The sequence below is a fragment of the Companilactobacillus huachuanensis genome, from assembly GCF_005404815.1.
Classification (GTDB): Bacteria; Bacillota; Bacilli; order Lactobacillales; family Lactobacillaceae; genus Companilactobacillus; species Companilactobacillus huachuanensis.
Map to the genome: position 1 here is coordinate 27,718 of NZ_BJDF01000008.1, position 11,943 is coordinate 39,660.

12 protein-coding genes are annotated in these 11,943 nt (G+C 37.2%); 4 read left to right on the forward strand and 8 right to left on the reverse strand.

Annotated features, from left to right (window positions below; translation table 11 throughout):
* Nucleotides 1-98: 98 nt before the first annotated feature.
* Complete coding sequence (locus FFM71_RS05895) at nt 99-914, reverse strand: hypothetical protein (RefSeq protein ID WP_137611246.1); 816 nt, start codon at nt 912-914, stop codon at nt 99-101.
* A 5-nt stretch (nt 915-919) separates the two neighbouring features.
* Nucleotides 920-1,582 (reverse strand): HAD hydrolase-like protein, encoded by a 663-nt coding sequence (locus tag FFM71_RS05900; protein ID WP_137611247.1) that lies wholly within the window; start codon nt 1,580-1,582, stop codon nt 920-922.
* Between the two features lie 766 nt (nt 1,583-2,348).
* Here FFM71_RS05900 and FFM71_RS05905 point away from each other — a divergent pair.
* Complete coding sequence (locus FFM71_RS05905; protein ID WP_137611248.1) at nt 2,349-4,682, forward strand: HAD-IC family P-type ATPase; 2,334 nt, start codon at nt 2,349-2,351, stop codon at nt 4,680-4,682.
* 621 nt (nt 4,683-5,303) lie between these two features.
* Here the strand turns inward: FFM71_RS05905 and FFM71_RS13390 are convergent.
* From FFM71_RS13390 to FFM71_RS05920, 5 genes are all read right to left on the reverse strand, one after another.
* A complete protein-coding gene (locus tag FFM71_RS13390) occupies nt 5,304-5,462 on the reverse strand; it encodes a hypothetical protein (protein ID WP_171000485.1) in 159 nt (52 codons plus the stop codon).
* Between the two features lie 10 nt (nt 5,463-5,472).
* Nucleotides 5,473-5,637, reverse strand: coding sequence for a hypothetical protein (locus FFM71_RS13395; RefSeq protein WP_171000486.1), 165 nt, complete (start codon nt 5,635-5,637; stop codon nt 5,473-5,475).
* A gap of 95 nt (nt 5,638-5,732) precedes the next feature.
* Nucleotides 5,733-7,859, reverse strand: a complete 2,127-nt coding sequence (locus FFM71_RS05910; RefSeq protein ID WP_137611249.1) for an SLAP domain-containing protein — start codon at nt 7,857-7,859, stop codon at nt 5,733-5,735.
* A 123-nt stretch (nt 7,860-7,982) separates the two neighbouring features.
* On the reverse strand, nt 7,983-8,204 hold the full coding sequence (locus tag FFM71_RS05915) for a hypothetical protein (protein WP_137611250.1): 222 nt from the start codon (nt 8,202-8,204) through the stop codon (nt 7,983-7,985).
* A gap of 82 nt (nt 8,205-8,286) precedes the next feature.
* Complete coding sequence (locus FFM71_RS05920) at nt 8,287-9,729, reverse strand: glycoside hydrolase family 1 protein (RefSeq protein WP_137611251.1); 1,443 nt, start codon at nt 9,727-9,729, stop codon at nt 8,287-8,289.
* 161 nt (nt 9,730-9,890) lie between these two features.
* Between FFM71_RS05920 and FFM71_RS05925 the strand changes: the two genes are divergently transcribed.
* From FFM71_RS05925 to FFM71_RS05935, 3 genes are all read left to right on the forward strand, one after another.
* The gene (locus FFM71_RS05925; protein ID WP_171000487.1) at nt 9,891-10,364 is read left to right on the forward strand and encodes a DUF2975 domain-containing protein; all 474 of its coding nucleotides are present in this window, start codon (nt 9,891-9,893) and stop codon (nt 10,362-10,364) included.
* 7 nt (nt 10,365-10,371) lie between these two features.
* Nucleotides 10,372-10,587 carry a helix-turn-helix domain-containing protein gene (locus FFM71_RS05930; protein ID WP_137611253.1) on the forward strand — a complete coding sequence of 72 codons (216 nt, stop codon included), beginning with the start codon at nt 10,372-10,374 and terminating at the stop codon, nt 10,585-10,587.
* A 101-nt stretch (nt 10,588-10,688) separates the two neighbouring features.
* Nucleotides 10,689-11,063, forward strand: coding sequence for a hypothetical protein (locus FFM71_RS05935; protein ID WP_137611254.1), 375 nt, complete (start codon nt 10,689-10,691; stop codon nt 11,061-11,063).
* Nucleotides 11,064-11,652: 589 nt separating this feature from the next.
* Here FFM71_RS05935 and FFM71_RS05940 read toward each other — a convergent pair.
* Entirely contained in the window at nt 11,653-11,934 is a 282-nt protein-coding gene (locus tag FFM71_RS05940; protein ID WP_137611255.1) for a SemiSWEET family transporter, read from the reverse strand.
* Nucleotides 11,935-11,943 lie beyond the last annotated feature (9 nt).

Sequence of the window (11,943 nt, forward strand, 5' to 3'; positions counted from 1 at the left end):
TCACAGGCTCGGACCGGTCCGCACAGCTAGTGAATATTTCCCAGCTCTGGAGACGGCATATTTAACTAGCACATATCAGGCCATCGAGTATGACAGAATCAATACTTATACTTGGTAGTACTACCCCAATCCAACAAACTGACAATAAAGACCATGAAAATAATTGAGATATAACTAAGTAAAATACCATTTAACACGTTATATAACACGTCACGGATATTGTAATCAATGTTGCTTACAATCAAATCCTGCAGTGGATAGTAAAAGCACATCAATAACATTGCCAAAAGAATTGATGTACAAATGCCAACTGTTCCCAAATGATGGAAAAATAACATACTTGATCCGACTTTGACTCGCAAACGAATCGCCAACAGTACAAACATCACCGCTGCTATGATCATCGCCGTTTTAATTAAACGTTTAATAGTCTGAACTTGCTCAATGACCTTCTCAATTTGGCCCAAATCATTATCAACAATTTGATTCATGATGGTTTCATTACTCTGAATCACGGTATCAATTTCACCATCAATATTCAAACCATTTTGCTTGGCTTCTTTTTTTAACTTAGAACTGATCGTAGCCAAAATAGCACTACCAACAGTTAATTTCGAGTCGTCACTGTATACTTCATCCACAGATGTATTAATAATCTTCTTAACATCATTATTAGTCAGCGTTACTGATGAAAGATTGGATGATGCGGAGTAACTATTAACTAAGCGTCCCAACCTTTGGTTAGTATAATTTCTGATCAATGTGACGTTTGTTTCACTACTGACAACTTTTTTGACATAATTGCTATTCAAAACAGTTGAAAGCGTGATTCCTAAAAATACGATTACCATCAAACAAATTGATAACAAAACTAATGTGAATCCGTGTCTGTTGTATGACATTGACTTGCTCATAATTTCTAATTCTCCATAGCTAGTTTAGCAATCTCCTGTGGACTTTTTACGATCCATTCAGAGTTAGCGGCTTTTAATTCGTCGTAATCACCAAAGCCATATGTCACCCCGATGGCCTTGAGATTATTCTTATGTGCCCCCACGATATCACTGCTACGATCCCCAACCATAACAAGATTCTTTGTATCTAATTCAACTGAAGTCTTTTCAATTCCGTAAGAAATGACATCTTCTTTTAATGAACGAATCGATTCATCATCAGCGGCTCCAAAAACGTGTCTAACATAGTCTTTCATATTTAACTGATCGATAATTTTTTTTGCAAAAACTTCTGGTTTCGAAGTTGCGATAAAAATCTCTTTATCAGCATGTTTTAAGGATTCCATCATATCATAAATACCATCAAAAACCGTGTATTCTTCCCAACCTTCAGCTTGATAATACTCACGAAAGGCATTTATACTTTGGTTAATAAATGGATCATCTGGTGCAACGTGATCATATTTTTCAATCGAAGCTCCAATAGTTGGTCCAATGAAGGTATGTAACGTTGCATCATCGTGTGGGACATAGCCTAAAGTTTGCTTGTACATGTATTTCAGACTTTTCATAATTCCAATTTCAGAATTAATAATCGTCCCATCCAAATCAAAAAATAAATTGTTCAAATTAAATTCATCCTTTTATGTTAAATTTAAGTTATGTAGCGTGGGTTCCGTCTCCAGAGCTGAGAAGTATTTCGCCTGCTGTGCGGAACGGCTTGAGCCAAAATACGGTCTCAAGCCTCGGTTTGAAGCCTTTCCAAAGACCGGAAAGTCTCCAAACTCGTCCGGTGGGGTAATGGCTAAAGCCATAACGCCACCCCCACTGCTGGTGAATACTTCTCAGCTCTTCCGACTAATTTTTTATAAATTGAATATATGACTTTGAAAAAAAGTCCCAAACTAAGGTTTAATATATGTATTCAGACATAATTAAGATTAAACATCTGAAGGTTGAAAGGTGAAAAATTAATCTAATCATTATTATTACAGGCTTAGAGCTAATTTATTTAAATAAGCAGAAGTCTTTATTCTACTATTCCGCCATTAAAAAAATAAACTAGTTGGAAGAGCTGAGAGTATTCATTTGCAGCGAAAGTGGCGTTAGGACTTTAGTCCTTACACCACCGGGCGTGTTGAAGACTCGCGGGTTTTGCGAGGCTTCAACCGAGGTCCGAGACCGCTCTTTGGCTCGGGCCGTTCCGCGCAGCAACTGAATACTCTCAGCTCTGGAAACGGCATACTTAACTAAACTTTCAACCTTTAGTTAAACATCCATCTTAGTTACAGCCACTTAATAACTATTTTTCAGCTCTGAAGACAGCAACAAAAAATGTTTATGTAAAGAGTATATAGCATTCGATAGAAAATAACTAACAGGCATAGGTAGAGTATGGTAAAAATTAAAAAGCCTAATGAATACACCGACATAAAGACCGGTTTAACTACTGCTCAAGTTGATGCAAAGGTCAAAGCAGGACTAACAAATGTCCAAATCAAAAAGCTATCACGACCCATTCCTAAAATTCTGTCCGATAACTTATTTACACTGTTTAACTTTCTAAATTTAGTCATTGCTATTCTAATTTTCTTAACTGGATCATACCGTAACCTGTTCTTCTTGGGTCCTGTTGTGGCTAACATTATTATCGGAAGTTATCAGGAAATTCGGGCCAAACTCACAATTGATAAAATTAGTTTGGTTCATTCAGCTACTTTCACGGTCACTCGAAATGGTACTGATCAAGAAGTTGACATTGCCGATCTTGTTGAAGATGACATTGTGTCTATTAAACGTGGCGATACGATTCCTGCTGATGGGATTGTTCGTTATTCTAACGGATTACAGACCAATGAATCAAGCATTACGGGTGAAGCTGACACAATTAGTAAAAAAACTGACGATGAAGTTTTCTCTGGTAGTTTTGCGATTGCCGGTCAGGCTAAAGTTCAATTGACTCAAGTCGGAACTGAAAGTTTTGTTTCTTCAATTTCAGCGGCCGTTGGCAAAGAGAAACGTTCGGTCAGTGTTCTAATGAAAATTGTCAATAATATCATAAAGATTTTAACATATACGATTATTCCTGTTGGATTAATCTTGTTCTTCCGTTCATTTTTAAAGAGTGGTGATTTTTCTAAAGCTATTCTTGGCACTTCGGCCTCCGTTATCGGTATGATTCCTGAAGGTTTAGTTCTATTAACCTCAGTTGCCTTAGCTACCGGTGCTTATAATTTAACCAAACGCCGCATTCTTGTCCGTTCCCTCAGTGCCATCGAAACTTTGGCCCGAGTTGACGTCTTATGCCTTGATAAAACTGGAACTATCACAACCGGTAAACTAACAGTTAAAAAGACTCAGACTTATGGCGTTAGTGAGCAGCAAGTTCACGCGATTGCTCAAAAAATCGTGGATGCCACTCAAGAAACCAACGCCACCGCAATGGCGGTCACAGCACTACATGAAGCACCGTTACAACAAGATGTTAAAGAAGTTATTCCTTTCTCATCTGAAACCAAATATTCGGGATTCATATCAAATGATAATGTTCGTTACATCATGGGTGCTCCTGAATTCATCATTAAAAATCCCACCCCAGAAACTACCAAGACAGTCGAAGAAGCTGCTGAACGTGGTTTTCGGGTCATCGCTATTTTAAAGGAATCCCCTGAACAGACACTATTAGGACTGCTAATGATTTCTGATGAAGTTAGAAAACAAGCGCCCGACACCTTCAATTATTTACACAATCAAGGTATCGATCTTAAAATTATTTCCGGTGATAATCCAGTCACAGTTGCCAACGTTGCCGCTCAAGCCGGAATTTCTTCTGGAAAAGATTATATCGACATGAGTAGTGTCACTGAAACTGATGACTATCACGACCTAGTCAAAAAATATAAAATTTTTGGTCGTGTGCGGCCAAAACAAAAAGCTGACCTGATCAAAGCCATGCAAGATAACGGACTGACCGTTGGTATGACTGGTGATGGTGTCAACGATGTTTTAGCAATGCGTCAATCAGATTGTAGCGTCGCCATTGCTGGAGAAAGTGATGCTGCCGAAGCCTCAGCCGATTTCGTACTATTAAATCGTAATTTTGATTCAATGATCTTTATGCTCAATGAAGGACGTCGAGTTATCAATAACGTCGAACGAGTTGCTTCACTATTTTTGATAAAAACAATTTATTCAGTTGTTTTATCAATTATCTTTATCGTATTAGGAACTGGCTATCCATTTCAACCTTCACAATTAACACCAATCAACGCTTTAACAGTCGGAATTCCAACCTTCATCCTAGCTTTGGAACCCAACTACACCCCACCAGCTGGCCGATTCATGCGAAATGTTATGGAAATAGCTTTACCATCTGCTATTTGTAATATTTTACTTATCATGACAATTTCAGTTTTAGGGAATCATTTCAATTTCAGTTATGAAACCACTTCAACCATGGCCGTCTTCACCATTGGATTGATTGGATATTGTGCATTGATATCCATCAGCAATCCGCTGTATACCAGAAAAAAAGTCATGATAGGAATCTCATTTGCCCTGTTCATAATTTCATTCATCTTCAGTGGCAATGCTTTCGGCTTACAGAGCATTTTGACTTGGCAATACACATATATTTACATCGCCCTATTCTTGATCTCATGGCCATTATTTATGTTTATGAGGGAAGTATTAGGGAGAAGAATATTTTCTAAGATAAACTGGAAATAGAGAGTGGAGCAGGCCCGGGAATTTCCGAGCATTTTCGTATCTTTATGAATTGCACGCCGTACTTTGCGGGCGATTTATAAAGATATGAAAAGCGGAAGAAATTGGCCTGCGGAACTCGTTTTAGAGCCACCGCATTTATAACCCCCCCTGTCTAATTAATCAATTCTTCCCAAAATTAAATTATATAACTGAAGGTTGAAAGGTGAAAAATTAATCTAACGATTGCTATTACAAACCTAGAGCTAATTCATTTAAATAAGCAGAAGTCTTTATTCTAATATTCCGCCATTAAAAAAATAAACTAGTTGGAAGAGCTGAGAGTATTCATTTGCAGCGAAAGTGGCGTTAGGACTTTAGTCCTTACACCACCGGGCGCGTTGAAGACTCGCGGGTTTTGCGAGGCTTCAACCGAGGTCCGAGACCGCTCTTTGGCTCGCCGCGCAGCAATTGAATACTCTCAGCTCTGGAAACGGCATACTTAACTAAACTTTCAACCTTAAGTTATATAAGTATCCCAATAATTATTTTTAAAGCCTTTGTATCAATCAAAAAAAAGAGTCGTATCACACCTAATTATTTGGTTCTTTAAGTGTGATACAACTCTTTTTTCAATTCATTTTTTTATTTAGACTTCATTCTTCTCAAAATAATCGTACTAATAATCAAGATAATCAGTAAAGCAGCTCCAATTACCGTTTGACTGACATGAAACATACTCAAGCCAAAGATAACTATAAAAGCAACAAAGCCCAAAACCATCCCTTGCGTTAATCTATCCATGGTTTTCCCCCTATTTGTGTATTCTCATAATCAAGGCGATTGCATAGATGACTAACCCAACTAAAACGGCATAGATAATGCTTTGTAAAATTCCATTCATATGTAAAGTCGAAACAATAGCAACAACTAACCCTGCAACCAACGCTACAACTAACATTTCAATCATCTGACGCATCCAATCAACCCCTTCATTTTAATACCAAGTGTACTCTTTTGTGAAAGCGTAGACAAAAAAATACACTAATCTTTAAATTAGTGTATTTTCAAAAATTATTTCAATGTTGAATCGGAGGCCCTGATCCATTCATCAGTAGCAACACGATACATCTTCTGTCCCTTGATAGTTGCAGAACGATCTGTGTACCAAGGAGTATTTGTATCCAAAGCACGATCAATAATTACTTGACCACGACTGTTGTATACAGGTGTCAAATTCTCACTATTAGTTGTAGCAACAGTTTGTAATGGTGTGTACTTGTAAACATCACTAGCCTTTACGTATTCATTTGTAGCGACACGATAGTATTCCGCACCATTGATAGTCAATGACTTGTCAATGATCCAACTTGAACCTTCTGACAAGACAACATCATTATTCAACTTACCCTTTTCGTTGTAAATCTTGATGTACCCATTCTTTGGATAACCTGAAACGATGTTATCTTCAGTTTGATCAGATTTTTGAACGTAGACAGTTGATGTTGGTGTGTCTTTGTCAATCGTATAGTTAACGTCATCAGCGCTAACAAAAGCATAGCCTGTTGGAGCCTTTAGAACGATTGTTGAGCCATCAGCACCCTTACCAGCTTCAGTTCCAACCTCTTTGCCAGTATCTTGGTCAACGTAAGAAATGCTGTATGGTGTGTCTGCAGCAATTACGTACTTAGTTACATTTTGGTTGTTCTTGAGTAATAAGAATCCATTGTCAACAATTGAAGCAAAAGCATAACCATCTGGAGCAGTTAGTCCGATATAATCGCCTAAAGCACCTTCACTCTTAACAGGAGTTCCAACTACTTTGCCAGTGGTCTTATCTCTGTAAGTAACAGTATATGAAAGGTTGCCTACTGTACTTTGAATTGGTTTAACATAGATATCTTTCGTTGGTTGATCAGCATTCAATGTTTGCATGAAGTCACCCAAGTTAACTAATTGATAGCCAGTTGGAATGCTCTTCAAAATAGTTGATGATCCATTGTTACCAGTTAATGTTTCTGTACCTGCTGATTTTCCTGTAATTGAATCAATATAGTTTACGGTAGTTTTGGCAGCCTTTGTAACGGTAAAGTCAGCTTCCGTAGTAGTTTGAGCTAAAGTTGTTGATGATTGATCACCACTTAAACTATAATCTGTACCCGTAAGTGCTGTAGTTGCAGCAGCGCTATCAATAGTATCTCCAACTTTTCCAGTTGCGTCTTTAGTAAACACGACGTTACCAGTCTTGGCATCTTTGAAGACCATCGTGTAATTGACTGCAGTATCAGTGCTTGCTGTTAAAGTAGCTTGTCCTGTTACTCCGGTAAAGGTAATTGCATTACCAGTAGCTGAATCATTTACTGGATTACCTGCAGAATCAATTGCAGCAACAGTATACTTAATTGCCGTAAGATCAGTTGTATCAGTTGGTGTTGCCAAGAATTTTTGACCATTAGCAGTAAAAGCAATTGGACTCTTTGCGGCGTCCTCTGTTGATACTACACGACTAGGTACAGTTGGAGCACTATATAGATTTACAGTTCCAGTAGCCGGAATACCACTTCCATAAATATCACTTGGTGTAAATACGACCGCACCACTAGCAGTAACTGAAGTAGGATTTGAACTTAAAGTGGCTGCATTAACATTACCTTTAGCATCATTACCATTCGTTGTTTTAGCAGTAACTAACTTGCTTAAACTAGCATTAGCTTCATCAGCCGATGTATAATTCATCGTTGTTCCTTGGCTAAATGATACGGTGGGCTTAGCAAGACTGTAACTAACGCTGGCTTTCTTTGTTGTACCATCCAATGTATAACTAACTTCGGTTACAAAGCCAGTCTTTGAATCTGTAGTAACAGCTGTTATAGGAACCAGTTGCCCGTTTTCATCAACAACATTCAATTCACCTTGCAAAGTACTCAAGAATGAAGATGCAGTTTTTTCACCGAAAATTGGTGTAGCAGTTAAAGTACTACCATCTACCAAGTCAGTAAATTGAGTTTGTGCATTGACCTTATTTGCTGTTGACTTTGAACCTAACAAATCATTAATAACTTGAATGACATTATTAGTAATTGAACTAGTATCAACCTTCAATGGATTACTACTTGCAGCTTGAACGACTGAAGTACTTGCCCCTAATACAGTACTAGAAAGCAAAACTCCTGCCAGTACCATTTTTGTATATTTTTTCATAAACACATATCTCCCTGATAAATTAATATATATCTACACACCCTTAGCATATCAGTTATGCCAAAAAAAAGAAGTCATTTTTTGTCGAAAATGTCTTCTTTTTTCAATATTCTTAAATAAAATTTAAAGTTTCTTACGAAATTTAGAAATTCGATCATTACGACGATGACGCATGAACTTATCGTGATTTTTTTCCATGCCACCCAAATAAATAACCGAAAGTACAATTACTGCAAATAGTGCCAATAACGCATTTGGTTGATTAAATGAATAGAGTCCTATCGCAATTAAAACCAGTACAATAATGGATACTCTCAGCGTAACCCTAGGTACTTTGTCCTTCATAATTAATTACCTCTTTGCTTTGAGATTGTACTTATATTATGAAAGATTTTAACTCATCAAGCAATCAAGACGCTTACAAATTCTACAATACGTCACCATTGGATTCGATAACTTTCTTATACCAGTAATAACTTTTCTTTGGTGTTCGGCCGAAATCACCCTTTCCATCATCATCACGATCAACATATACGAAACCGTAACGTTTGGCCATTTGACCAGTACCTGCTGAAACTAGATCAATACAGCCCCAAGGTGTATAGCCAATCAAGTCAACGCCATCTTTGATAGCTTCTTTCATTTGTTCAACGTGGCCTTTAAGATAGTCGATACGATAGTCATCATTGATTGAACCATCTTTTTCGACAGTATCTCGAGCTCCTAGTCCATTTTCAACAACCATGATAGGAATTCCGTAGCGGCCATAAACATCATTAAGATACCAACGCAAGCCTTTAGGATCCATGCTCCAACCCCATTCACTATATTTCAAGTAAGGGTTCTTGACGCCAACGGAGAAGTTTCCAGCGGCTTCACCTTTACTAGGATCAGTCGTCAAAGTATTGGATGAGTAATAACTGAAACTGTAATAGTCAACGGTACCTTCCTTTAAAACTTCAGTATCTTCAGCTGTGATGTTTAATTTAACATTGTGTTCATTCCAAAAACGTTTAGCAAAGTGTGGATAAGCACCACGAACTTGAACATCACCACAATAATAATTATTAATTTCATTAGCTAATTGGGCCTTCAAAACGTCATCAGGATTAGATGTTAAAGGATAATTGACATTCCCAGCAATCATACAACCAATCATATTGTCAGAATTTATCTTGTGACCGATTTTAACAGCTAAAGCACTGGCAACGAATTGATGGTGTAAGCCTTGAAGATTGTTCTGGACATCTTCATCAGACATCTTAGGATTGAATGGTGCTTGTCCATCTTTAACTGGCAAGCCAAGTGACATGTAACCACCAAACAACATTCCAATATTGATTTCATTAAAAGTTAACCAATATTTAACGAGCCCCTTGTATTCCTTGAATAATGTTTCAGCATATTTAACATAAAAGTCAATAACCTTGCGATTTCCCCAACCACCGTATGCTTCGGTCAAATGATAAGGCATCTCGTAGTGAGAAATAGTTACCAATGGTTCGATTCCATATTTGTGGCATTCTTCAAAAACATTACGATAAAAGTCTAGCCCCTTTTGGTTTGGCGTAGCATCATCGCCATTAGGAAAAATTCTTGTCCAAGCGACTGACATCCGATATGTTTTATAACCCATACCAGCTAATAATTTAATATCTTCTTTATAATGATGATAAAAATCACTACCTTGATGAGATGGATAATAAGCTCCAGCTTGAATATTTTTTGTAAAAGTACGAGGTTTTTCGTAAGTTCCACCTAACAAAAGATCGGCAGTGCTGATACCTTTACCATCAACATCCCAGGCACCTTCGTATTGATTGGCAGCAGTGGCGCCACCCCATAAAAAGTTCTTTGGAAATACACTCATATGAATTACTCCTTCTTTTTAAACTATGTATATATGGTAACGCTTTCCATACTTTAAAATAAACATTTAATTTTCATTTATATTGATTTTCGATATTTTTATATTGTTTATCGATATGAAATGACGTAAAATACATTTAACAAATGACAGGAGTCCTAAATATGCAAATCAAAACGACGCTTCTTAAAATAGTCACAGCAGGAATCGATGCCTTTCTGCTATTATTCTGTTTCATGTTAACTCTGGGTCTGTTTTCTTCAATTCAGTCTCATTCAATGGTGCACTTTCAATTATTGACAATAATTTCACTGTACGTAACTTGCTTGGTAGTTTTCGTAATCAGCTTTTATTTATTCAGAATTTTCCGTCTGATTGACAAACATGATTTCTTTACCAAAAAAGCACTACATTTTGTTAGAATCGTCCGTTACTTGTTCACTGCCGCTTCAGTCACCCTTGCAGGAATTCTCCCTTTCATTGTAATAACGGCCCATCAGGGAGGAGCCCCTGGGATAATTCTTCTAGCCTTAGCTTTCGTCTTATTTCCTCTAGCCATTTCAGCCTTCGTCTCTGTGATGGAAAAAATTTTGATCAATTCAATCAAATTCAAGCAAGAAAATGAACTGACAATTTAGGTGACCTATGATAAAAATAAATTTGGATTTACTACTATTGCAACACAAAATGACTGTAACTGAATTGGCTGAAAAAGTTGGTATTACTCAAGCAAATATCTCCATTCTAAAAAATGGTAAGGCCAAAGCCATCCGTTTCTCGACACTGGAAAAGATTTGTGAAGTATTATCGTGTCAACCAGGCGATATCCTCGAATATGTACCCGACGAATCGTCTAACTGATTCAATTCATTTAACTTCACAAATTAGTCACGCTTTCATTAAAATAAATGAAAATACCTGTGATATGATGAACTTAAAGCTAAATGAAAGGAGTCTTAACTATGTCGAAACGAGTTGTCGCTGTAGCGATTAATATCAAAAAGATTCCCTATGTTAATGACACAGAAGTTATTTTTACACCCGGGAAACAAAAGATTTGGTACACTGCCAATACTGTACCAATCGAAATCCCCAAAGTTGTTCAATTTGGAGATGTAATAATAAATAAGTTTATAAAGAAGTTTTTGAAGAAGTCGAAGAAACATGATATTTTGAAATTAAGGTATTTCACTATGCAAGTTGCCAAACGCCTCAAGAAATCCGATTATAACGAAATTATTTTTGAGAATGACGAATTAAAAAATCGGATTTCTTCCAAGTTAACTAAAGAATATGTTATTAGAGATGCAAAAGGAGCTTTATCCACGGAAGGATAAGCTCCTTTTTTTGCCGCTTCCAATCGTCAGTAATGCAGTCTGCTTTGTGACCGGTGCGAGCCAAAGTACGGTCTCGCGCCTCGATTTTGAGCTTCGAATAGACCGCGAATCTCAAAATACGTCAGTGGAGTAAGAGCTAAAGCTCTAACACCACTCCCACAGCTGTCTGCATAACTGACGATTGGAAGCTAATTTTTTGTATACCTGCTAATTAATTTGTATATCTAGTTTCTTAATTAAATACTAAAGGTTGAAAGGCAAAAAAATAATATACCCCCAAAGTTGTTCTAACTTTGGAGGTATAAGTCATGTTATTAAAGGTCTAAAGTCAATTTATTTAAATAAGCAGAAGTCCTTATTTCACTGTTACGCAATTAAAAAAAATAAACTAGTTGGAAGAGCTGAGAGTATTCAATTGCAGCGAAAGTGGCGTTATTGCTTTAGCAATTACACCACCGGGCGTGTTGAAGACTCGCGGCTTTTGCGAGGTTTCAACCGAGGTCCGAGACCGCACTTTGGCTCGGATCGTTCCGCGCAGCAATTGAATACTCTCAGCTCTGGAAACGGCATACATAACTAAACATTCAATTTAAAGTGCAGTGATAAATGTTAATATTCCTAAGACAATTCCCGGTAGATTGGCTATTATAACTGGCCAGTCTTTTTTACGTTTCAGCAATCCATAAGAGACCCACAATGTACTATTCAACGCCGCACACAATGGCTGTAAAGGATTCCCCTTGCTGCCCGCTAAATTATTCATTATTTGAGGAATGTAGGAAACGTACATCAAAATTGAGAATAATGTTGCTAAACGGCTGACATAAAATAGTAGGTCCTTATCTACTTTTTGAATTTTTGGTTGATTCATTTCAATTTC

Excerpts from the sequence above, each read along its gene's own strand:
- FFM71_RS05895 (WP_137611246.1), bottom strand. The coding sequence starts at position 914 with ATGAGCAAGTCAATGTCATACAACAGACACGGATTCACATTAGTTTTG.
- FFM71_RS05905 (WP_137611248.1), top strand. The coding sequence starts at position 2,349 with ATGGTAAAAATTAAAAAGCCTAATGAATACACCGACATAAAGACCGGT.
- FFM71_RS13390 (WP_171000485.1), bottom strand. The coding sequence starts at position 5,462 with ATGGATAGATTAACGCAAGGGATGGTTTTGGGCTTTGTTGCTTTTATA.
- FFM71_RS13395 (WP_171000486.1), bottom strand. The coding sequence starts at position 5,637 with ATGCGTCAGATGATTGAAATGTTAGTTGTAGCGTTGGTTGCAGGGTTA.
- FFM71_RS05910 (WP_137611249.1), bottom strand. The coding sequence starts at position 7,859 with ATGAAAAAATATACAAAAATGGTACTGGCAGGAGTTTTGCTTTCTAGT.
- FFM71_RS05915 (WP_137611250.1), bottom strand. The coding sequence starts at position 8,204 with ATGAAGGACAAAGTACCTAGGGTTACGCTGAGAGTATCCATTATTGTA.
- FFM71_RS05920 (WP_137611251.1), bottom strand. The coding sequence starts at position 9,729 with ATGAGTGTATTTCCAAAGAACTTTTTATGGGGTGGCGCCACTGCTGCC.
- FFM71_RS05925 (WP_171000487.1), top strand. The coding sequence starts at position 9,891 with ATGCAAATCAAAACGACGCTTCTTAAAATAGTCACAGCAGGAATCGAT.
- FFM71_RS05930 (WP_137611253.1), top strand. The coding sequence starts at position 10,372 with ATGATAAAAATAAATTTGGATTTACTACTATTGCAACACAAAATGACT.
- FFM71_RS05935 (WP_137611254.1), top strand. The coding sequence starts at position 10,689 with ATGTCGAAACGAGTTGTCGCTGTAGCGATTAATATCAAAAAGATTCCC.
- FFM71_RS05940 (WP_137611255.1), bottom strand. The coding sequence starts at position 11,934 with ATGAATCAACCAAAAATTCAAAAAGTAGATAAGGACCTACTATTTTAT.